The organism is Exiguobacterium sp. PHA03 (assembly GCF_041945985.1).
GTDB lineage: Bacteria > Bacillota > Bacilli > Exiguobacteriales > Exiguobacteriaceae > Exiguobacterium_A.
In genome coordinates this window covers 2,059,437-2,080,598 of sequence record NZ_JAUTYQ010000001.1, presented here as the reverse complement: position 1 = coordinate 2,080,598, position 21,162 = coordinate 2,059,437, and the positions used below count along the sequence as shown (strand labels likewise).

Here is a 21,162-nt window from a genome sequence, read left to right as displayed (position 1 = left end):
AGGGGGAGTGGCAGAGATGAAAGGCAGATTGTTGATCGTCGAGGATGAGCCGGGAATCCGGAACTTACTTGCACAATTGTTCCGGGCAGAAGGGTATGAAACGGACGTCGCCGTCGATGGAGAGGAAGCGATCGTCTATTTACAAGAAGCGGCATATGATTTGCTGTTGATGGATGTCAACATGCCGGGGCGGACCGGGATCGAGGTTTTACGTCATCAGGACCGGATCGGACGACGTGTCCGGACGATTTTAATGACGGCACTCGGTGAAAAAGAAGCGATGGAAGAAGCGAAACGATTAGGGGTCGTCGCCTTCTTCGGGAAGCCATTTGACATCTTCGAATTAAAAAAAGAAGTGACTGTGCAAATTTCTCACGATGTAAGCGGTTAATCTTTCACGTCGCCGTCACAAACCAAAAAACCAAGCGAAATGCTGTACGTTCCGATGAATCAGTATGTTATAATCAGTCTGAAATTGCACGAGTTCGTGTAAGCAGCGATCAAAACAGAGGAGGATGTCATTATGCCATTAGTATCTATGACAGACATGTTAAACAAAGCTCTCGAAGGTAAGTATGCAGTAGGTCAATTCAACATCAACAACCTCGAGTGGACACAAGCGATTCTCGGTGCGGCTCAAGAAGAGCAGTCACCAGTTATCCTTGGAGTATCTGAAGGTGCAGCACGCCACATGGGCGGATTCTACACTGTCGTGAAAATGGTTGAAGGTCTCGTACACGACATGAAAGTAACAGTTCCAGTCGCAATCCACCTCGACCACGGTTCGAGCGTTGAAAAATGTAAAGAAGCGATCGACGCTGGATTTACATCTGTCATGATCGATGATTCGCACAGCCCGATCGACACAAACATCGAAACAACTAAAGCAGTCGTTGAATACGCTCACGCTAAAGGCGTTTCAGTTGAAGCGGAAGTTGGTACAGTTGGTGGACAAGAAGACGACGTCATCGGTGATGTCATGTACGCGAAACTTGACGAGTGTGTACGCATCGTTAAAGAAACTGGAATCGACACGCTTGCTCCTGCACTCGGTTCTGTTCACGGACCATACAAAGGTGAACCAAACCTCGGATTCAAAGAGATGGAAGAAATCCGTGACGCTACAAACCTCCCACTCGTTCTTCACGGTGGAACTGGAATTCCGACACACGATATCGAAAAAGCGATCTCACTCGGAACTTCAAAAATCAACGTTAACACAGAGAACCAAATCTCATTCGCGAAAGTCGTTCGTGAAGTGTTGGCTGAGAAACCAGAAGCATATGACCCACGCGTATTCATCGCACCAGGTCGTGAAGCAATCAAACAAACTGTCATCGGTAAGATGCGTGAGTTCGGTTCAAGCAACAAAGCTTAATCGACTCCTCTTTAAAGTGCGGTAGACTTCGGTCTACCGTGCTTTTTTCATATCATATGAACGTGTATTCGATGGAAAACAGTAGGACTTCTCGTGAAAAAAACCTATAATAGAGTCGTAAGCGATTTCAAGGGATGAAAGGGGAACGAGAAAGATGAGATTTTTCATTGACACAGCAAACGTAGAGGACATCAAGAAAGCGCATAAAATGGGGATTTTAGATGGTGTCACGACGAATCCATCGCTCGTCGCTAAGGAGGGCGTCGATTTCCATACAAGACTTCGTGAAATCTGTGAAATCGTCGGAGATGTCTCTGTCAGCGCTGAAGTCATCGCGCTTGATGCAGAAGGAATGATTCGCGAAGGGAAGGAACTTGCCCAGATCGCACCGAACATTACGGTTAAGGTTCCAATGACTCCGGCCGGACTCGAAGCGGTCGCAGCACTTTCAAAAGAGAAGATCACGACGAACGTCACATTGATCTTCAATCCGAACCAAGCATTACTCGCAGCCCGTGCTGGTGCGACATACGTATCACCATTCCTCGGTCGTCTAGATGACATCGGTCAAGATGGAATGGGGCTCGTCGAGACGATTGCTCAAATTTTCGTCGTACATGATATTCCGACACAAATCATTGCGGCATCGGTCCGGAACCCGGTTCACGTGACGAACGCTGCTCTTGCGGGCGCAGACATCGCGACGATTCCATTCTCGGTCATCGAGTCACTCACACACCACCCACTCACGACGCAAGGAATTGAAAAGTTCCTCGCGGACTGGGAAAAAACGCAGCAATAATCGTAGCGAAGAGAAAGGTTGATGGAACGTGGACATTTTGCATATCGTAGGGCAACAACGCCTAGAAGGAACCGTATCAATCAGTGGTTCGAAGCAAAGCGCCATTCCGTGTCTTGCTGCAGCTCTACTGACGGATCAGACGGTCGTTCTAGAAGGCGTGCCGGAAATTGGCGACGTCGCGACAATGATCGAGATTTTAGAGACGCTCGGCACGGTCGTGACACGTCAAGGCGATATGGTGACGATTGATCCAAGTCGGGTTGAATCGATGCCGTTAACTGGTGCGGAGACGCGCAAGTTACGCGGATCGATCTACCTTATGAGCGTTCTGGCGGCCAGATTCAAACAAGGAGTCGTCGGTCTGCCTGGGGGTTATGCCATCGGACCACGACCGATTGATTTACACATCAAAGCACTGGAGCGTCTCGGTGTTTCCGTACGTAACGAGCAGGGCGTCCATTACATGCGCGTCGACTGTCTCGTCGGAAACCGAATCTATCTCGATCTTCCGTCATTCGGAGCGACGATCAGTGCTTTACTCGTCGCTGTCTTCGCTGAAGGAACGACTGTCATCGAAAACGCTGCCTATGATCCAGAAGTCATTGACGTCAGTACGATGCTGACGAACATGGGAGCAAATGTCAAAGGGGCAGGAACGGATGAGATTCGAATCAAAGGTGTCTCACGCCTGAGTGGTTGCCGGCATACCTTGATTCCAGACCGGATGGAAGCAGGAACGTTTTTGACGATGGGCGCGGCACTTGGGCGCGTCACCGTCGATAACGTCATTCCGCTCCATCTCGAGAGCGTTATCCAAAAACTCGAGCGGTATGGTGCGTTGATCGAAGTGACAGATGATTCCGTCACGGCGACATTTCATGAGGCGAAGCCGGTCGATATTCGTGTCTTCCACTACGGTGGATTCCCAAGCGATCTACAACCTGTCATCTCGGCAGCGTTGTTGCAAGCGAAAGGAGCGAGTATCGTTGTCGATAAGTTGTACCCGCAACGTTTCCGACATGTACAGGAGTTGCGGCGCTTAAACGCCCGAATCACGCATGAAGACGCTTCGATCATCATTCGTGGTGGCGAATCCTTACTCGGTACGGAAATCGAGGCACCAGATCCACGCGGTGGCGCAGCACTTGTCTTGGCGGGACTTCTCGCTTCAGGGGAGACGACATTGCACCACGCAGAAGTGCTTGACCAGAGTTACGAACGATTTGATCAGAAGTTGAAGGAACTAGGCGCCCTCGTATGGCGTGAAACGATTTGACCGATTTGTAACAAGGGAGAGGGGACATACACATGGAGAGAAGTCTATCAATGGAACTTGTACGCGTCACGGAGGCGGCAGCACTTGCCTCTGCACGCTGGATGGGAAAAGGATTGAAGAATGAAGCGGATGATGCGGCAACAAGCGCGATGCGTGATGTCTTCGATACGATTCCGATGAAAGGAACCGTCGTCATCGGGGAAGGCGAGATGGATGAAGCACCGATGCTTTACATTGGAGAAAAGCTAGGAAATGGGTATGGACCACGACTTGACGTCGCTGTCGATCCGCTCGAAGGAACGAATATCGTCGCAAAAGGAACATGGGGCGCGCTTGCTGTCCTCGCTGTTGCGGATGCGGGAGATTTACTCCATGCACCGGACATGTACATGGATAAGATTGCAGTTGGTCCAGAAGCAGCAGGACACATCAGTCTGGATGCGACGATTGAAGAAAACATCGCAGCCGTCGCAAAGGCGAAGAACAAGGAAATCGAAGACGTCGTCGTCTCGATCCTTGATCGCGAACGTCATGAAGAAATCATTCAACGGATTCGGGCAACAGGGGCACGGATTCGCTTGATTGGTGACGGTGACGTTGCTGGTGCGATCAACACGGCGTTCCCGCATACAGGGATTGATATCTTGCTCGGTTCAGGTGGCGCACCGGAAGGCGTTCTTGCTGCCGTTGCCTTGAAGTGTCTCGGTGGAGAGCTCCAAGGGCGCTTATTACCAGCAGACGATGCCGAGATCGAACGTTGTAAGAAGATGGGTATCGAAGATCCATCGAAGATTCTCATGATGGACGATCTCGTCGCAGGAGACGACTGTATCTTTGCTGCGACAGGGGTCACGGACAGTGAGTTGATGAAAGGTGTCCAGTTCACGGCACAAGGCGGTCAGACACACTCTGTCGTCATGCGTGCGAAATCCGGAACGGTTCGTTTCGTTGAAGGCATTCACTCGTTTAAGAAAAAACCGAAGCTTGTCATTAAGTAAAAGAGACGGACTCATACGTGAGAACTTGATTGATAAAAAAGAGTTGGTGTTTCGGATAATTTCCGAAACACCAACTCTTTTTGCTATGTTTCTAGGAATCAAGACGTTCATCCTCAATTCCTAGAGGAAAAGGAAATGTGCTAACGTTTTCCGCTTCGTTAAATCGTATGGGAAGATTGCAGTGCCTCCAAATCGCTCGACATGAAATTTCGTTTTGAAGAGCATTGTCTCACGTTTGACGAGCAGGATGTGATCTCCTGATCGTGCAGATAAGCGAATTCACGACCAAGACCTCTTGAAGCACCTGTGATGAAGACATGCATCCTATTTCCTTCTTATGAATTGAATGAGATGAAAAAAAGCGATCGAGCCAATGCTCAACCGCTTTGAGATGATGAATTAAAGGTAAGATCCTGCGCCGACAAGGCGTGAACCCCAGTACCCTGATTTGAAGCTTGAGTATTTAACGCCACCTGTTTCTGAGTTAACCATGCTTGACTTACTTGTTGCGATCCCGACGTGTTGAATGCCGCTACCGTGTGAGAAGAAGACAAGATCTCCTGGTTGTACGCTTGAAACACTGACTTTCTTAGAAGAAGAATATTGTGAAGAAGACGTACGTGGCAATGTTTTACCAGCCGCTTTCTTGTAAACGTAGCTTGTGAAACCAGAGCAGTCGAATCCACGAGTCGTTGTTCCGCCCCATACGTATGGTGTACCTTTATGTTTTGCTGCTTCGTTCAGGATTTTCGTCCGTTTAGAAGATGTGCTTGTTGATTTTTTAGCGCTTGAAGATGATTTGTATGTCTTTGTGTATTGTGAGAAGACATAACGTGTTTTACCGCCGTATGAGATTTTTGTCCAGCTGCCTGATTTGCCTTTGTATGTAAAGACTTGACCAGCGTTGACTTTCCCGACGATGCTTGCTTTCGTAGAAGGAGCTGTCCGAACACGAAGACCGTTGTCCGTGATCTTGACTTTCGTGACTGTTGCTGCTTCAACTTTACCTGTACCCACTGATGTAAAACCTGAAACCACTAAGGCTGCTGTCGCGATCGATGCTAGAAAACGTTTCATGTTAAGAATTCCTCCGTTTTAATGTAGTGTGTTGCGTCCGTAAGTTATATGATGAAATCATTAAGTGTGTGATTAAGCAGTGAACCTTACAACTGTGTAAGAATTTTGTCTGCAGGAATATCTTAGCATGCGCGCCCTTAAAAACGTTTTTTCAGTTAGAAGACAAAATAGATGCTTTTGTAACATAACTGAAATAATATCCTTGAATATTACAAAGTAAGAAACGCAAAGGATTGTTGACGACGAATTTAAAAAAATATGATACCTTTAGTTCACGAAAGAAATTACATACCTCCTGATGTATGTATGGAAGTATGCTGAATGCAGTTGAATTTATAAAGAATAGGTGAAAAACATGCCAACAACTGATAAAAAAGATAAACCTGAACGTTCCTATACTTTGGCTCAATTGAGCCAGCTGACATTAAAAGAATTATATGAAATCGCAAAGACGAAGAATGTCCCGCAATATCGGGAAGCCCGTAAGCGTGAGTTGATGTTCAAGATTCTAAAAGCACAGGCGGAATCAACAGGTCTTTATTTCCTCGAAGGGGTACTTGAAGTCATCCCTGGTAATCCACAAATGCAAAACGATGGTGGCTTCGGCTTCCTTCGCCCTATCAATTATTCCCAATCCTCTGAAGATATCTATATCGCCGCTTCTCAAATCCGACGCTTCAATCTACGTAATGGTGATGTCGTCACAGGTAAAGTACGCCCACCGAAGGAAAACGAACGTTTCCAAGGGTTACTTAGTGTGGAAGCCGTCAACGGCGAAGCACCGGATACAGCGCGTAACCGTTTGTTCTTCCCGGCGCTGACACCGATCTATCCGGATCGTTTAATGCGTCTTGAGACAGAGCCGCGTCATTTATCGGTTCGTGTCATGGATATGATTGCACCAGTTGGGTTTGGACAACGCGGTTTGATCGTCGCACCACCAAAAGCAGGGAAGACGTCACTCCTCAAAGAAATCGCGAACTCGATTCAAGAGAATCATCCGGATGTCGAGCTGATCATTCTATTGATCGATGAGCGACCAGAGGAGGTAACTGACATCGAGCGTTCAGTTCCGGGAGCAGACGTCGTCAGTTCAACGTTCGACGAAACACCGGACAACCATGTGCGGATTTCTGAACTTGTCCTTGAACGGGCGATGCGACTTGTCGAACATAAAAAAGATGTCGTCATCTTGATGGATTCGATCACGCGTTTGACTCGTGCGTATAACTTAACAGTGCCGCAAAGCGGACGGACGCTTTCAGGGGGGATTGACCCAGCAGCGTTCCACAAACCAAAACGGTTCTTTGGTGCGGCGCGAAACATCGAACATGGTGGCAGTTTGACAATTCTTGCGACGGCACTCGTCGAGACGGGATCCCGCATGGATGACGTCATCTATGAGGAATTCAAAGGAACAGGAAACATGGAGCTACATCTCGATCGTAAGCTGTCGGAACGCCGAATCTTCCCGGCAATCGACATTCGCAAATCAGGTACGCGGAAGGAAGAACTCTTGCTTCCGAAAGAGCAACTCGATGCGCTCTGGACGATTCGTCGGACGATGAACGAGTCGAACGAGTTCGTCGATACGTTCCTGCGTAAGATTCGCGACACGAAAAATAATGAAGAATTTTTTGCTGAACTTGAGAAAGAAAAGAAGAAGACGGTCCGACGTGCACCTGCTAAACCGCGTACCGTCAAGAAGGAAGCAACGACGGAAAAATAACTATTGCGACGCGTAAAAAAATCGTTTAGTATAGGAAGGTAACTTACTCTGGCTCAGCAAATGGACCAGGGCGGAAGGAGAGAAATCAACCATGAAACAAGGAATTCACCCTAACTACAACAAAGTAGTATTTATGGATTCAACGACTGAGTACAAATTCTTAAGCGGTTCTACTCGTTCTTCGAACGAAACGATCACTTGGGAAGATGGTAACGAGTACCCACTCATCCGTGTGGATGTGTCTTCAGACTCGCACCCATTCTACACAGGTCGTCAAAAGTTCAACGCGGCAGATGGTCGTGTCGATCGCTTCAACAAAAAATACGGCCGCAAGTAATTACTTGCCGGTTCTTAAAAAACAGCCTGCCTCCATTACGGAAGCAGGCTGTTTTTGTATAGGCTGAATTGCGAACGGTACGTAAGGTACGTCTTTAAGACGAACGAGAAAGCAATCCCGCCGACGATCCCGATCAAGTACGGCATAGCATCTGGATGTGCCAAGATGTAGTCGACGACTTTATGGAACGAGATATGACGACCAACAAAGTAGCCGGCGCCCAAGAACACACTGACCCAAATCAAAGCACCTGTATACGCGTAACTCGCAAAAATGCGAAACGGCATTTTTGAAACACCTGCAAAAAAGGCAGAGAGTTGGCGAAGACCAGGTATGTAGTAACCGATGATCAAGACCGATTTGCCGTAACGACGAAATCCGGCTTCAGCGGAGAGAATGTGTTTTTCTGAGATGCGCATCTTTGGTCCGACGCGATGCAACAGGGGCATGCCGAGTTTTAAGCCCAGCACGTAGCTAATCGTCATTCCGATGCAACTGCCAGCGTAAGCGGCAAGAATCGTACCGAACAGCGGTAGATTGCCTTGATGCATCCAAAAACCGGACAGGACGAGCAAGGTCTCATCAGGAACCGGCAATCCCACGATACCACCTGCGAGAAGGACGGAAAGACCAAGGGCGCCATATTGGTGCAGAATGTCATGTAAGAGATGATGAATCGGGGACACCTTCTTTCGCGAGAATCTTCTTCTTTAGTGTACAGGAAATGGATGAAGGTTGGAATGAAAGGACAAAAATTCTAGGTAAAGAAAAAATGAATTTTGATTTCCGGAAGTCAACCCTTTTTCTCAATACCGTTTCGAGCTATACTCGTTAAAGTGACTATTTTTAGAGGACGGTGTCGGACGATGATGCATGTAATAAATCAGTACGGCTGGATCGAAGTAATTTGTGGCAGTATGTTTTCCGGGAAATCGGAAGAGTTGATTCGTCGTGTCAGACGGGCACAGTACGGCAAACTGCCCGTTCAAGTATTCAAGCCGGCAATCGATGACCGGTACCATGAAGAGCATGTCGTCTCTCACATCGGAAATTCCGTCGTGGCGATTCCAATGGCGACGAGTCGTGATCTCTATGCAGCAGTAGCGGAAGAAACACAAATTGTCGGAATTGATGAAGTTCAATTCTTTGATGATGAGATCGTTCAAGTCATCGAAGCACTTGCGCAAGACGGAAAACGCGTCATTTGTGCAGGACTCGATCAGGATTTCCGGGCAGAGCCATTTGGCAAGATGCCGGAATTACTGGCGCGCGCAGAATTTGTGACGAAACTTCAGGCGATCTGTCTCTCATGTGGCGATCCGGCTTCCCGGACACAACGTTTGATTGATGGAAAACCAGCGAACTATGATGATCCGATCATTTTAGTCGGCGCTTCAGAATCGTATGAGCCACGGTGCCGCCACTGCCATGAAGTGCCAGGAAAGCCGAAGCCGCTCCAAACGATGCAGCACCAAAAAGGATAAACAAAAAAGACGAACCGATGATGGTCGTCCTTTGATGTAACAGCTGTTCGCTTCTAAGTGAAGACGAATAGCTGTTTTTTTTATTATCCCGTTTCCTGTGAGACACGGCTCGAGCGTTCGATGAAACGAATCGTCTCACGCACGATCAAATCCTGATCATGATCGAGGGTCGCGACGTGGTACGAGTTGAGGAGACAGTAGATTCGTTTATCATTCGTCCCGATATGCTGATGCAGGTAATCCGAGCTCGACGGCGGAACGACGTGATCGGTTGCCGAGTAAAGAATCAATGTCGGTAGAAGGATCGATCCAAGGCGTCCTTTCGTCTCATCCATCAAGCGGACGAGTTCGAATGCACAACGACTCGGAACGAGGTCATAGATGATTTCGAAAGCAGACCGTTTGATATCCGGTGCCCCTTCTGGTAAGTACTGTGGACCATCTTCAAACGACAATGCTTCATAAGACGGAACGGAGAGAGCGGCATTGATCGTAATGATGCCTGAAAATGGAATCCCGTCAGCGGCGAGCGATAGTGCGAGCGTCGCGCCCATCGATTGACCGATGACGAAGACTTGATCGCATGTTTCTTGTAAACGTGCATAGCCGTCTTGCAGGCTCTGCTTCCAACATCGAGCAGTCGATTGTTCGAACTCACGGACGTTCGTCCCGTGACCACGCAAACGTGGAGCATAGACAGTGAATCCTTTAGCAGCAAATGCCTCACCGACGTCCCGAACACTTTGCGGGGTCGCATTAAAACCATGACAGATTAAAATGCCGATCGGTCCACCTTGAAGATAAAATGCTTCAGCACCAGTCAATACAGGATAGTTCATCATTACTATTTTTCCTCCATTCGTGAAAAAAACTCGTCAACGTCACTGCTTGGACGCCCACGAGTTTTTCACCGTATCATCCAAAGCCGCGCTTTGCTGGTCGGAGCACCTTACAGATTGCAGGTTGCCGTGAAGTCATAGAGCCAGGTCTCTCGTTCACTCTTGATAAATATCATATTGGAATTGTCGGATTAATCATTGAAACGATGGTAGCACGACCGAAAATGCCTTGTCAAATCGTTCTGGACGAATCGTGATTTGTTCTTTCAGCTAACTCATAACTTATGACTCAATCGATATGCGCCAAATGGATTATTTTTGCAAAGTTGGTTGACTTTTAAAGGTTCGACCCGTAATGTAAAAATTAGTTTTACGACATAAGCAACAACGCAACAACACACATACGAATTTCATACCGCAATACTTATCCAGAGAGGTGGAGGGACTGGCCCTACGAAACCTCGGCAACAGACTCATTATGAGCACTGTGCCAATTCCATCAGACAGATGTCTGAGAGATGAGTGGAGTGGATTCTGCCACTGTGCGGATCCAGGTCTCTTCTTGTTTCTCAAGAAGGGACCTTTTTTGTTGAATGAAGGGGGAAAACGGAATGATTGCATTTCATCAAGTCAAAAAAACGTACGTCACGAAGGATCAGACGATCGCAGCACTCGACGGTGTCGACCTGACGATCGAGAAAGGCGAAATCTTCGGTGTCATCGGCTTTAGCGGTGCCGGGAAAAGTTCATTGCTCCGCTGCGTCAACCTGTTAGAACGACCGACGTCAGGAACAGTGACGGTCGACGGGGAAGATTTAACACAACTATCACCAAAAAAATTACGCCAAGCGAAACAGCGGATCGGGATGATCTTTCAACACTTCAATCTATTGAATGCAAACACGGTCTTTACGAACGTTGCGAAACCACTCGTTCTCGCAGGTGTCAAGAAAGACGAGATTCGTCGCCGGGTGACGGAATTACTCGAATTCGTCGATCTTGCGGACAAGGCGGATCATTACCCGGATCAATTATCCGGCGGACAAAAGCAACGTGTCGGCATCGCCCGGGCACTAGCGACGCAACCATCCGTGCTCTTATGTGACGAAGCGACGTCAGCACTCGATCCTCAGACGACACATCATATTCTCCAGTTATTAAAACGCATCAATGCGGAATACGGGATCACCATTCTCTTGATCACCCATGAGATGGGCGTCATCCGGGAGATTTGTGACCGGGTCGCCGTCATCGAAGCCGGGAAGCTGATCGAGTCAGGAACAGTCTTTGATGTCTTTTCGAATCCGCAGACCGAGACAGCGAAAAACTTCGTCCGCTCCGTCATGCATGATGAAATTCCGGCATCAATTCGTCAGTTGATCGAGTCACGGAATGCGCATCCGATCTATAAGATTCATTTTCTCGGACATCACACCGGGCAACCACTCTTGTCGCAAGTCGCAAAACGCTTCGACGTCGATGTCAACATCCTGCACGGTAGCATCACGGAGTTACAGGAAACACCGTTCGGTACATTACTTGTTGAACTGATCGGTGAAACAATCGAAGTAAAACGGGCCTTACAGTACATCGATCAGGCACAGGTGACCGTCGAGGAGGTGCTTGCTGATGCTAGTTAACTACAGTGATATCTGGACAGCATTTTTGCAGACGATGACGATGGTGTCAGTGTCGTTATTATTTTCGACTCTGATCGGTTTACCACTCGGCATCCTGCTCGTCGTCACCCGGAAAGGGGCATTGCTCGAAAACGTCCCGCTGTTCACATTCTTCAACAGTATCGTCAATATCTTCCGTTCAATTCCGTTCATCATCTTACTTGTTGCGATCATCCCGTTGACACGGTTGATCGTCCAGACGTCGATCGGAACCGAAGCCGCCATCGTTCCACTCGTCTTTTACGCCGCCCCGTATATGGCACGGCTGATCGAGAGTTCCTTACTTGAAGTCGACAAAGGCGTCCTTGAGGCAGCAGAAGCGATGGGCGCGACACCGTTTCAAACGATTTTCCGCTTCCTTCTGCCGGAAGCACTCGGTTCACTAATCCTTAATTTAACGATTGCAACAGTCGGCTTGATCGGGGCGTCGGCGATGGCAGGCGCCATCGGTGGTGGCGGACTGGGTGACTTAGCAATTACGTACGGTTATCAACGGTTCGACACGAAAGTCATGATCATCACGGTCGGGATTCTCGTTATCTTAGTCCAAGGCTTACAGACGACAGGCAACATCGTCGCACGAAAAATCAGAAGACATTAATCAAGGGAGCGATTCAGCCATGAAAAAAGCAGTAGCGATTGGAGCAACATTAACGACGATTTTATTTGCCGGGTGCTCAGCATCAGGAGAAGAAGAAAAGACGATCAAGCTCGGGGTCAGTGGTTCAGACACTCAAGTGTGGGATTACGTCGCGAAAAAAGCGGAAAAGGAGGGCATCAAAATCGAACTCGTCAAGTTCTCCGATTATGTCCAGCCGAACATGGCACTGGCTGAGGGTGAGATCGACGCCAATGCCTTCCAGACGATTTCCTACTTCAACGCCTTCAAGAAGGAACATAAGTTGAAGCTGTCGCCGATTGCGACGACCGTCATTGCACCGATGGGCATTTACTCAGATAAATATAAGGACGTCAAAGATATTCCAGTCGGTGGCAAAATCGCTGTTCCGAACGAAGCGACGAACATGGGACGTGCCTTCTTGTTACTACAAGAAGCAGGTTTGATCAAATTACCGGACGACTTCGACGGCAATGGATCGGTCGATAAGATCGTTGAAAATCCGAAGAAACTGAAAATCGTTCCGATCGTCGCTGGACAAACGCCACGCGTCTTACCGGACGTCGCTGCATCGATCATCAATAACGGTATTGCTGTTGACGCAGGACTAAATCCGATCAAGGACTCGATCGTCCATGAGAACGAGACAGCAAAACCATACATCAACATCATCGCGACACGGACGGAAGACAAGAACAAAAAAGAACTAAAAAAGATCGCGTCGCTTTACCAACAAAAAGATGTCGCGGCTTTCATCAAAAAAGAATATAAAGGTAGCTCGATCCCGACGTTCGTTCCACTAAGCGACATCGGCGAATAAATTCTAAAGGAGAGTGGATAGCATGACGACACCAGTACGCACGACATGGGTAGAGACGATTGAACAGGACATCGAACAAAAACGGGAATCGTATCTTGAGACGAGCCACCGGATTCATGCGACGCCGGAAATCGGTAACGAGGAATTCTTTGCTTCGCGACTACATGCAGAGCGTTTGACGGCAGAAGGCTTTACAGTAGAACTCGGCGTCGCAGGGCACGAGACCGCATTCTTCGCGAAGAAGTCAAGCGACCGACCTGGCGCGACAATTGCCTTTCTCGCTGAGTACGATGCGTTGCCGGGCATCGGACACGCATGCGGTCATAATATCATCGGAACGACGAGTGTCGCAGCGGCGATCGCGGTCAGCAAAGTGCTTGATGAAGTCGGTGGGAGTGTCGTCGTGCTTGGAACGCCAGCCGAAGAAGGTGGGCCGAACGGAAGTGCGAAAGGCAGTTTCGTCAAACACCAGTTGCTTGAAGGAATCGATGCGGCCTTGATGGTCCACCCGTCCGGACAAACGCGGATCACGGGGTCCTCGCTTGCGGTCGATCCGCTCGATTTTGCCTTTACGGGTCGTCCCGCGCACGCAGCGGCGACACCGGAAGAAGGCATCAACGCTCTCGACGCTATCATTCAGCTCTTCAATGGGATCAACGCCTTACGTCAGCAGTTACCGGATGATGTCCGGATCCACGGAATCATCACGCATGGTGGCGATGCGCCGAACATCATTCCGGAATACGCAAAAGCACGTTTCTTCATTCGGGCGACGACACGGGAACGGCTGAATGCCGTCACGGAGAAAGTCAAAGCGGTCGCGCAAGGTGCGGCACTTGCGACCGGGGCGACGCTTGACGTCATCGCTTTCCAAAATGAAGTCGACAATCTCGTCTTCAACCGGACGTTTGATCGTCTCTTCCAAGAAGAAGCAGAGGCGCTTGGGCAAATCGTGCACCTCGACGAACGACCGGGTCTTGGATCGACGGACGCGGGTAACATCAGTCAAGTCATCCCGACAATCCATCCGTATATCAAGATTGGTCCGGACGATCTCGTCGCCCATACAGAAGCATTCAAAGAAGCCGCCCGTTCGGAAGCAGGGGATGAAGCGTTGATCGCAGGCGCTAAAATCCTCGCACGGACAGCACTTCGCGTCCTCGCTGATGAACGGACACGCGGAGCGATTGCCCAAGAATTCCACGATCGGAAGAACGGGTATTTGTAACCGGAACACAATGACTGGACGCACTGATATCAGGTGCTCCAGTCATTTTTAGTATCCAGTAGATCACGAATTGGGGAGGGGTAACAGAAGTGGAGCGAAATCATAAAAGAGCCAATACCGAAACATTTGCGCTTTGTTTTCTTGAAAAAGATATGCTAGGCTAAAGTTGTATAACTCAATAATCCAGTTCTTCGGGGTAGGGTGAAAATCCCAACCGGCGGTGATGCGATCGATCGATCGACGAGCCCGCGACCCGTGATGTACGCATCATGGCTGACTTGGTGAGATTCCAGGGCCGACGGTAAAGTCCGGATGGGAGAAGAACGAAACGACGCGATTCAAGCTGTTTTCTGAAAAAATGTTTTCAGGAGATGGTCTCTTTCTGCATGCGAAAAAGCAGAAGGCGAACCGTGTATTTCGTGAACCCTTCTATACAGACGCCCCTTTTTCAAGGGGCGTCTTTTTTATTTGAAAGGAGCGAACGCGATGTCACAGATGATGAGTTATGCCATGCAATTAGCACATATGTTAAACGGACAAACAAGTCCGAATCCAAGTGTCGGCTGTGTCATCGTCAAACAAGGACGCATCATCGGTTTTGGTGCGCACCGGTTTGCCGGTGGTCCGCACGCGGAAGTCGAAGCCTTGCGAATGGCAGGAGAGGCCGCCCGTGGTGCTGATCTCTACGTGACGCTTGAGCCATGCAACCATCATGGTAAGACACCACCATGTACGGAAGCGATTCTACAAGCCGGGATCAAACGGGTTTTCGTCGCAACGGAAGACAAACATGCGATTGTCGCTGGTTCAGGGATCAAACGGCTTCAAGACGCGGGAATCGAAGTCGAAGTCGGCTTGTTACGGCATGAAGCGGAAGTCCTCTACGAGACATTTTGGAAAACGATCGAACGGAAACGTCCGACCGTGACCGTCAAAATCGCTCAGACGATGAACGGGATCGCGGCAACGGGGGAACAGCGCTGGATCACGTCAGAAGAAGCACGCGCGAATGGTCGCGCCCTGCGTGGTCGCCATGATGCGATCCTCGTCGGAAGTGAAACGGTGCTCGTCGATGATCCAGCACTGACTTTACGCGCAGTGTCAGGCATCGAGCCGATTCGAGTAATCGTCGATCGCCGTGGTCGGGTGCCAGAGACCGCGCAAGTCTTTTGCGATGGAAAAAATCCAACGTACTGGCTGACGAGTGTTCCTCGGATAAGTCATGATCAAGTGACGGTGCTCGTCGGTGAATATGAGACGCCGGAAGCGATTCTTAAACGCTTATACGAACAAGACATCCGCAGCGTTTTGATTGAAGGTGGACCGACGATTCAAGCCACATTCTTTGAAGCAGATCTCGTCGACCAGATTGAAGTCTACCAAGCCCCGTCGATTTTTGAAGGGACTGCCTGGAACGGACGACATGATATCGAAGAACGTTTTCAAATCGATCAGATTGAAACGGTCGGACCGGATCTCCATCTGACGTACATCCGAAAGGAGGAGACGATATGTTCACCGGATTGATTGAGGAAGTCGGGACCTTAAAACGGAAGATTCCGCGACCGAATGGATTAGCACTTGAAATTGAAGCGCACCGGGTGCTCGAAGGAACGAAGATTGGTGACAGCATCGCCGTCGACGGGATTTGTTTGACGGTCACGTCAATGAGCCCAACCGGTTTTACGGCGGATGCTGTCCATGACACGATTCGTTCGACAGCACTCGGCACGTACCGGGTCGGAAACCCGTTGCAACTCGAACGGGCGATGCCGGCAGACGGTCGGTTCGGTGGACATTTCGTCAGTGGGCACATCGACGGGACGGCACGACTAATCAGTCGGCGACCGGACGGAGAAGCGATGGTGTATACGTTTGATGTCGGATCGTGGCAAAAGTATTGCATTCCAAAAGGATCAATCGCGATCAACGGCACGAGCCTGACCTTGCAACGCGTCACCTCGGAAACGATCTCGATTTCATTGATTCCGCATTCCCGTCAAGTGACGACGTTTGATCGATTGGCAAGCGGCGCAGTCGTCAATATCGAGTGTGACATGATGGCGAAACATCTCTATCATTTCACGCAACATGAGAAACAGACGGACTGGACAGCATTCTTAGGAGGCGACATGTAATGAACGGATTCGACTTGATTGAAGACGCGATAGAAGATTTGAAGAACGGACGACCGATCATCGTCTGTGATGACGAGGATCGTGAGAATGAGGGCGATCTCGTCATGCTCGCAGAACACGCGACACCAGAAAACATCAACTTCATGATTACGTATGGAAAAGGACTCGTCTGTGTTCCGGTTAGTCCATATGTGGCAGAGCGATTACATCTCTCGCCGATGACGGACAATAATACGGACCCGCACGGTACGGCATTCACGCTCAGCATTGATCATGAAGAAGCGAAGACCGGCATCAGTGCCGAAGAGCGTTCGCTGACGATCCAGCGGATGCTGACGGATGGACCGGAACGTTTCAAACGACCGGGTCACATCTTCCCGTTGATCGCAAAAGAGGGCGGTGTTCGGGAACGACGCGGACATACGGAAGCAGGTGTTGACCTTGCCCGTCTTGCCGGTAGCGATGAGATTGCCGTCATTTGTGAAATCATCAAGGAAGATGGCACGATGGCACGGGTGGATGATTTGCTTCTCTATAAGGAAGAACACGACTTAAAACTGATCACGATCGAGGCACTCGTCGCGTATCTCGAGCGTCCATTGACGCGGGAAGCGGAAGTGTTGCTTCCGACGACATTCGGAGCTTTCCGGATGGTCGGCTATACGACGCAAGATAAGAAAGAACATGTCGCCGTCTTATCCGGTGAAGCGCACGATGGGATGCTCGTCCGTCTGCACTCGGAATGTCTGACAGGGGATGTCTTCGGTTCGAAACGTTGCGATTGTGGTCCACAACTCGATGCGGCACTTGAGCGAATCGAACGAGAAGGTGGAGCCGTCTTGTATCTACGTCAGGAAGGACGCGGCATCGGTCTGATGGCGAAGTTGAAAGCGTACGAGTTGCAGGAACAAGGACTCGATACAGTTGAAGCGAACCATGCACTCGGTTATCCGACAGACATGCGTGATTATACGGTCGCGGCCAACATGTTGCGTGATCTTGGCGTGACGAAGATTCGCTTGATGACGAACAATCCAGACAAACAACGGGTGCTCGAGCAAGAGGGGATTGAAGTCATCGAACGTGTTCCCCATCAAGTACCCGTTGAACCGGAAAATCAGCGTTATCTGAAAACAAAACAAACGAAACTCGGGCACTGGCTCGATATCCAAGGAGGACACACATCATGATTTATGAAGGTTTCTTAACGGGAGAAGGACTACGCGTCGCAATCGTCGCAGCACGTTTTAATGAATTGATCACATCAAAACTCGTCGGAGGAGCGAACGATGCGTTCCGTCGTCACGGTGTTGCGGCGGATGCTGTGGATACAGCATGGGTTCCTGGAGCATTTGAAATTCCACTCGTTGCGGAAAAGTTAGCGAAAAGCGGTAAGTATGATGCGGTCATCACACTGGGTGCCGTCATCCGCGGAGCAACATCACACTATGACTATGTCTGTAACGAAGTCGCGAAAGGTGTCGCGAGTGCGTCGCGTGATACAGGCGTACCCATCATCTTCGGTGTCCTGACGACGGATTCGATCGAGCAAGCGGTCGAACGTGCCGGTACGAAAGCTGGAAATAAAGGCTACGAAGCTGCCGTTTCCGCGATTGAGATGGCGAATCTTTTACGCACGATCTAACGAAATAAGGATAGGGTGACGGAAGTTTCCGTCATCCTATTTTTTTTTGTGGACATTTTGCAGGTGATAAATCAAATTTCAAAAAAAGAATAGTAGATTTGAAATATGAGGATTTGTTTTGAAGAAGAACGGTAATGAGGTAATAAAGAAACTTTGAAACATTTTCCAATGTTTTTCGTAAATCAGGGTAACGCGTATAAAGGAGGAAATGAATATGAAGAAAACAAGGTGGGTAGCAGCTGGGATCGTCGCAGCATCGATTGGACTAGCTGGATGTCAAGATGGGCAGACAGATTCGGGTAGTGGCAGTGGGTCTGGTTCGACGAAGTCGGGGGAACTCTCGAATACGGAATTACTGAATAAAGCGACAGCCGCTCAAAAAGATATTAAATCGTTCCACATGGAGGGGACAGTCAATTCAAAAGCAGGTGAGATGGCAGTAGATCAGAAGGTATCAGCCGATATCATCCAGAAGCCGCTTACGATGCATCAGACGATGACGATGAAAAATCCACAGGACGGTAAGGACATGTCAATCGAGAGCTATATCGTCGACGATAAGATGTATCTATCGCAAAACGGACAATGGCTCGTTCAAGATGTCTCGGAGCTAGGTGATATGGTTGAGGCGATGGAGTCATCGGCATCGACGGATCAAAATCTCAAGCTACTGAAAAAGTACAAAGACAACTGGACCGCCAAAAAAGAGGGTGACGTTTATCAAATCGACGTCAAACTAAAAGGGGACGACCTCAAAGCATTCATGAAGGATTCGCTCGAGCAGACAGGACAGATGGCACAGATGAAAGATGCGATGGACAGCATCGATTACAAGAAAATGAATTACACGATGACGTATGATGCGAAAACATTCTATCCGAAATCACTCGATATGGACATGGTGTTTGCGATTGAAAAAGATACCGAGTTCAATATGAAGAACGAGTCGACGTTCTCAAAATTCAATGAGATCAGCGAAATCAAATTACCTGCGGAAGCAAAAGATGCACAACCGCTCACAGGTGCAGCACAATAAACATCGAAGTCCCCTCTCTTCCATGAAGATAGGGGACTTTTTTGAGACTTGGAACTGACGAAGAACTTCTTTTAGTGCTTCCGTCTGTTTTTGACTGACGGAAATCTGTTCGTGCATATCGCGGAATGCTTGAGCGTCATCCTAGTATTGAATCGAGATAGCTTCGAATAAATCATTGTCATTGACGACTTTCGTATCGATGAAGGATAGCACCCCACCGGACGCGGCATTCAAATGTTCGATCGTCTTGAGTGGCAAGTTCGTAGGTTTTGCCTGCAGTTGGCGAAGAGGACCGAAGATCGATTATAAAATCAAGATAATAAAGATTACACTGAACACTCCAATGACAACGATCGTAGTGAACAGGAGGATGTGTGCTGTGTTAACGGTATCCGTGATCGTTGCTCCGTTATTCTTAGCCTATTGATTATTAAATTTCACGATTTCGTCAGTTGTTCCGAGACGGTGAAGTATGAATCACAACTATTTGCATATTATTGAAATGAAGAAGTATCAAAATAGTTTCATAAAAAAATAGTTTGACAATTATCAGTAAATTCTGAAAAAATGGTAAAGAACTACATATTTCATAAAGGGAGGTAACACGAATGGGAAATTCATTTAGTGACTGGATCAGTACAGTGTCCAATCTTGTTTGGGGACCACCGTTACTTATTCTGTTGGTCGGTACGGGGATTTACTTGACGATTCGCTTAGGATTCATTCAAATTACCAAACTACCGTATGCGCTGAAGCTTGCGTTTTCGAAGCATCAGGACGATAAGTCGGAAGGCGACATCAGTCACTTTCAAGCATTGATGACAGCACTGGCTGCGACTGTCGGTACGGGGAATATCGTTGGTGTCGCAACCGCCGTCGTCCTCGGCGGACCGGGTGCGATCGTTTGGATGTGGTTGTCCGGTCTATTCGGGATGGCGACGAAGTATGCGGAAGCAATCCTTGCCGTCAAATACCGTGTCGTTGATGAAAATGGACAGATGGCAGGGGGGCCAATGTATTATCTCGAGCGTGGGCTGAAGCAGAAATGGCTGGGTGTCTTGTTTGCCGCATTCGCTTCAATCGCTGCGTTCGGGATCGGGAACGGGGTCCAGACGAATTCGGTCGCCCTCGCGATGAAATCAACGTTCGATGTGCCACTTTACGTGACGGGGATCGTATTGATGGTACTGACAGGCGTCGTCATTCTTGGTGGGGTCAAATCAATCGGAAAAGTTGTCAGTTTGTTTGTTCCGTTTATGATTTTCTTCTATGTTGGAAGTGGATTACTGATTCTCGTCATGAACTATGACTTGATTCCAGGTGCGATTTCGACGATCTTCAGCAGCACGTTCTCAAGCGAAGCAATTACGGGTGGCGCGATCGGGGCGGCGATTCGTTATGGTGTCGCGCGTGGTGTCTTCTCAAATGAAGCGGGTCTTGGTTCAGCACCGATTGCAGCCGCTGCAGCGAAAACGGACTTCCCAGGACGTCAAGCGCTCGTTTCGATGACGCAGGTGTTTTTAGATACATTGGTCGTCTGTTCGATCACAGGTTTGACGCTCGTCATGGGAGGACAACTTGATACGAAGTTACAAGGCGTTGAATTGACGACAGCAAGCTTCGAGGTCTTCCTCGGTCCTGCCGGAAAATACATCGTCACGATTGGACTCGTCATGTTTGCTTATTCGACTGTTCTTGGCTGGTCGTATTATGGCGAAAAATCAATCTATTATCTATTCGGTCAAAAATCGATCCTCCCATACCGTATCCTGTTCGTCTTAGTCGCCGGAGCGGGTGCGATGACGACGAACTTGAACATGGTCTGGGCGATTTCCGATGTCTTCAATGGATTGATGGCGATTCCGAACTTAATCGGTTTGATTGGATTGTCCGGTGTCGTCATTGCTGAGACACGACTGTTCCGCGAACAGTTGAGACGAGAAGAAGCGAATCGGAAAGTTTCGTAGAACATGCGAAAATGAAAGACTCGGAAGGAACTAGTGCTTAAAAATCATTTTTGAAAACGAATGACTCTGCCATCCTCGCTTTCCCTGACAAAAGCATGTACCATGCTTTC

Annotated in this window: 21 protein-coding genes and 3 riboswitches; of the genes, 18 read left to right on the top strand and 3 right to left on the bottom strand. The window is 48.8% G+C overall.

The window, feature by feature from the left end; translation table 11 throughout:
- The first annotated feature begins 16 nt into the window (after window positions 1-16).
- The 5 genes from Q7C19_RS10800 to glpX all read left to right on the top strand — a co-directional run bounded on the left by Q7C19_RS10800 (window position 17) and on the right by glpX (window position 4,454).
- Window positions 17-391: a response regulator gene (locus Q7C19_RS10800; RefSeq protein ID WP_029342784.1), complete on the top strand. Its 375-nt coding sequence runs from the start codon at window positions 17-19 to the stop codon at window positions 389-391.
- 132 nt (window positions 392-523) lie between these two features.
- Window positions 524-1,378: a class II fructose-1,6-bisphosphate aldolase gene (gene fba / locus Q7C19_RS10795; RefSeq protein WP_035410728.1), complete on the top strand. Its 855-nt coding sequence runs from the start codon at window positions 524-526 to the stop codon at window positions 1,376-1,378.
- A 154-nt stretch (window positions 1,379-1,532) separates the two neighbouring features.
- Window positions 1,533-2,180 carry a fructose-6-phosphate aldolase gene (fsa, locus tag Q7C19_RS10790; protein ID WP_023469552.1) on the top strand — a complete coding sequence of 216 codons (648 nt, stop codon included), beginning with the start codon at window positions 1,533-1,535 and terminating at the stop codon, window positions 2,178-2,180.
- A 28-nt stretch (window positions 2,181-2,208) separates the two neighbouring features.
- Window positions 2,209-3,456, top strand: a complete 1,248-nt coding sequence (gene murA / locus Q7C19_RS10785; RefSeq protein WP_375092118.1) for a UDP-N-acetylglucosamine 1-carboxyvinyltransferase — start codon at window positions 2,209-2,211, stop codon at window positions 3,454-3,456.
- Between the two features lie 32 nt (window positions 3,457-3,488).
- Window positions 3,489-4,454: a class II fructose-bisphosphatase gene (glpX, locus tag Q7C19_RS10780; protein ID WP_035410722.1), complete on the top strand. Its 966-nt coding sequence runs from the start codon at window positions 3,489-3,491 to the stop codon at window positions 4,452-4,454.
- Between the two features lie 399 nt (window positions 4,455-4,853).
- Here the strand turns inward: glpX and Q7C19_RS10775 are convergent, their stop codons facing one another.
- The gene (locus Q7C19_RS10775) at window positions 4,854-5,531 is read right to left on the bottom strand and encodes a C40 family peptidase (protein ID WP_035410719.1); all 678 of its coding nucleotides are present in this window, start codon (window positions 5,529-5,531) and stop codon (window positions 4,854-4,856) included.
- A 355-nt stretch (window positions 5,532-5,886) separates the two neighbouring features.
- Between Q7C19_RS10775 and rho the strand changes: the two genes are divergently transcribed.
- Window positions 5,887-7,260, top strand: a complete 1,374-nt coding sequence (rho, locus tag Q7C19_RS10770; protein ID WP_056064138.1) for a transcription termination factor Rho — start codon at window positions 5,887-5,889, stop codon at window positions 7,258-7,260.
- A 91-nt stretch (window positions 7,261-7,351) separates the two neighbouring features.
- Complete coding sequence (locus Q7C19_RS10765) at window positions 7,352-7,597, top strand: type B 50S ribosomal protein L31 (protein WP_023469546.1); 246 nt, start codon at window positions 7,352-7,354, stop codon at window positions 7,595-7,597.
- Between the two features lie 35 nt (window positions 7,598-7,632).
- Here the strand turns inward: Q7C19_RS10765 and Q7C19_RS10760 are convergent, their stop codons facing one another.
- Window positions 7,633-8,283: a DedA family protein gene (locus Q7C19_RS10760; protein WP_052019115.1), complete on the bottom strand. Its 651-nt coding sequence runs from the start codon at window positions 8,281-8,283 to the stop codon at window positions 7,633-7,635.
- Window positions 8,284-8,466: 183 nt separating this feature from the next.
- On the opposite strand from Q7C19_RS10760, the gene Q7C19_RS10755 reads away from it, so the two are divergent.
- Window positions 8,467-9,081 carry a thymidine kinase gene (locus tag Q7C19_RS10755; RefSeq protein WP_035410895.1) on the top strand — a complete coding sequence of 205 codons (615 nt, stop codon included), beginning with the start codon at window positions 8,467-8,469 and terminating at the stop codon, window positions 9,079-9,081.
- A gap of 83 nt (window positions 9,082-9,164) precedes the next feature.
- Here Q7C19_RS10755 and Q7C19_RS10750 read toward each other — a convergent pair whose 3' ends face one another.
- The gene (locus Q7C19_RS10750) at window positions 9,165-9,923 is read right to left on the bottom strand and encodes an alpha/beta hydrolase (protein ID WP_290772810.1); all 759 of its coding nucleotides are present in this window, start codon (window positions 9,921-9,923) and stop codon (window positions 9,165-9,167) included.
- 67 nt (window positions 9,924-9,990) lie between these two features.
- A riboswitch (SAM riboswitch) is annotated at window positions 9,991-10,092 on the bottom strand.
- A 249-nt stretch (window positions 10,093-10,341) separates the two neighbouring features.
- Window positions 10,342-10,445, top strand: a riboswitch (SAM riboswitch).
- An 86-nt stretch (window positions 10,446-10,531) separates the two neighbouring features.
- Here Q7C19_RS10750 and Q7C19_RS10745 point away from each other — a divergent pair.
- The 10 genes from Q7C19_RS10745 (at window position 10,532) to Q7C19_RS10700 (ending at window position 21,052) form a co-directional block, all read left to right on the top strand.
- Window positions 10,532-11,560, top strand: a complete 1,029-nt coding sequence (locus Q7C19_RS10745; RefSeq protein WP_035410710.1) for a methionine ABC transporter ATP-binding protein — start codon at window positions 10,532-10,534, stop codon at window positions 11,558-11,560.
- Entirely contained in the window at window positions 11,550-12,200 is a 651-nt protein-coding gene (locus Q7C19_RS10740; RefSeq protein WP_023469541.1) for a methionine ABC transporter permease, read from the top strand. Before Q7C19_RS10745 ends, Q7C19_RS10740 begins: the two co-directional genes overlap by 11 nt.
- A 19-nt stretch (window positions 12,201-12,219) precedes the next feature.
- Window positions 12,220-13,038, top strand: coding sequence for a MetQ/NlpA family ABC transporter substrate-binding protein (locus tag Q7C19_RS10735; protein WP_035410708.1), 819 nt, complete (start codon window positions 12,220-12,222; stop codon window positions 13,036-13,038).
- 22 nt (window positions 13,039-13,060) lie between these two features.
- The gene (locus Q7C19_RS10730; protein ID WP_375092117.1) at window positions 13,061-14,266 is read left to right on the top strand and encodes a M20 family metallopeptidase; all 1,206 of its coding nucleotides are present in this window, start codon (window positions 13,061-13,063) and stop codon (window positions 14,264-14,266) included.
- Window positions 14,267-14,449: 183 nt separating this feature from the next.
- Window positions 14,450-14,594, top strand: a riboswitch (FMN riboswitch).
- A 158-nt stretch (window positions 14,595-14,752) separates the two neighbouring features.
- Window positions 14,753-15,793: a bifunctional diaminohydroxyphosphoribosylaminopyrimidine deaminase/5-amino-6-(5-phosphoribosylamino)uracil reductase RibD gene (ribD, locus tag Q7C19_RS10725; protein WP_035410701.1), complete on the top strand. Its 1,041-nt coding sequence runs from the start codon at window positions 14,753-14,755 to the stop codon at window positions 15,791-15,793.
- Window positions 15,778-16,404 (top strand): riboflavin synthase, encoded by a 627-nt coding sequence (gene ribE, locus Q7C19_RS10720; protein WP_375092116.1) that lies wholly within the window; start codon window positions 15,778-15,780, stop codon window positions 16,402-16,404. The genes ribD and ribE overlap by 16 nt, the downstream gene beginning before the upstream one ends.
- On the top strand, window positions 16,404-17,594 hold the full coding sequence (ribA, locus tag Q7C19_RS10715; protein ID WP_290753019.1) for a GTP cyclohydrolase II: 1,191 nt from the start codon (window positions 16,404-16,406) through the stop codon (window positions 17,592-17,594). Before ribE ends, ribA begins: the two co-directional genes overlap by 1 nt.
- Window positions 17,591-18,049, top strand: coding sequence for a 6,7-dimethyl-8-ribityllumazine synthase (ribH, locus tag Q7C19_RS10710; protein ID WP_035395821.1), 459 nt, complete (start codon window positions 17,591-17,593; stop codon window positions 18,047-18,049). Before ribA ends, ribH begins: the two co-directional genes overlap by 4 nt.
- A 214-nt stretch (window positions 18,050-18,263) precedes the next feature.
- The gene (locus Q7C19_RS10705) at window positions 18,264-19,085 is read left to right on the top strand and encodes a DUF6612 family protein (RefSeq protein ID WP_035410693.1); all 822 of its coding nucleotides are present in this window, start codon (window positions 18,264-18,266) and stop codon (window positions 19,083-19,085) included.
- 608 nt (window positions 19,086-19,693) lie between these two features.
- A complete protein-coding gene (locus Q7C19_RS10700; RefSeq protein ID WP_056064159.1) occupies window positions 19,694-21,052 on the top strand; it encodes an alanine/glycine:cation symporter family protein in 1,359 nt (452 codons plus the stop codon).
- Window positions 21,053-21,162: the final 110 nt, after the last annotated feature.

Coding starts and splice junctions, on each gene's coding strand:
- Q7C19_RS10745 (WP_035410710.1), top strand. CDS start 10,532: ATGATTGCATTTCATCAAGTCAAAAAAACGTACGTCACGAAGGATCAG.
- Q7C19_RS10750 (WP_290772810.1), bottom strand. CDS start 9,923: ATGATGAACTATCCTGTATTGACTGGTGCTGAAGCATTTTATCTTCAA.
- glpX (WP_035410722.1), top strand. CDS start 3,489: ATGGAGAGAAGTCTATCAATGGAACTTGTACGCGTCACGGAGGCGGCA.
- ribD (WP_035410701.1), top strand. CDS start 14,753: ATGTCACAGATGATGAGTTATGCCATGCAATTAGCACATATGTTAAAC.
- Q7C19_RS10775 (WP_035410719.1), bottom strand. CDS start 5,531: ATGAAACGTTTTCTAGCATCGATCGCGACAGCAGCCTTAGTGGTTTCA.
- ribE (WP_375092116.1), top strand. CDS start 15,778: ATGTTCACCGGATTGATTGAGGAAGTCGGGACCTTAAAACGGAAGATT.
- ribA (WP_290753019.1), top strand. CDS start 16,404: ATGAACGGATTCGACTTGATTGAAGACGCGATAGAAGATTTGAAGAAC.
- fsa (WP_023469552.1), top strand. CDS start 1,533: ATGAGATTTTTCATTGACACAGCAAACGTAGAGGACATCAAGAAAGCG.
- Q7C19_RS10755 (WP_035410895.1), top strand. CDS start 8,467: ATGCATGTAATAAATCAGTACGGCTGGATCGAAGTAATTTGTGGCAGT.
- Q7C19_RS10700 (WP_056064159.1), top strand. CDS start 19,694: ATGGGAAATTCATTTAGTGACTGGATCAGTACAGTGTCCAATCTTGTT.
- fba (WP_035410728.1), top strand. CDS start 524: ATGCCATTAGTATCTATGACAGACATGTTAAACAAAGCTCTCGAAGGT.
- Q7C19_RS10740 (WP_023469541.1), top strand. CDS start 11,550: ATGCTAGTTAACTACAGTGATATCTGGACAGCATTTTTGCAGACGATG.
- Q7C19_RS10765 (WP_023469546.1), top strand. CDS start 7,352: ATGAAACAAGGAATTCACCCTAACTACAACAAAGTAGTATTTATGGAT.
- ribH (WP_035395821.1), top strand. CDS start 17,591: ATGATTTATGAAGGTTTCTTAACGGGAGAAGGACTACGCGTCGCAATC.
- Q7C19_RS10730 (WP_375092117.1), top strand. CDS start 13,061: ATGACGACACCAGTACGCACGACATGGGTAGAGACGATTGAACAGGAC.
- Q7C19_RS10735 (WP_035410708.1), top strand. CDS start 12,220: ATGAAAAAAGCAGTAGCGATTGGAGCAACATTAACGACGATTTTATTT.
- Q7C19_RS10800 (WP_029342784.1), top strand. CDS start 17: ATGAAAGGCAGATTGTTGATCGTCGAGGATGAGCCGGGAATCCGGAAC.
- rho (WP_056064138.1), top strand. CDS start 5,887: ATGCCAACAACTGATAAAAAAGATAAACCTGAACGTTCCTATACTTTG.
- Q7C19_RS10705 (WP_035410693.1), top strand. CDS start 18,264: ATGAAGAAAACAAGGTGGGTAGCAGCTGGGATCGTCGCAGCATCGATT.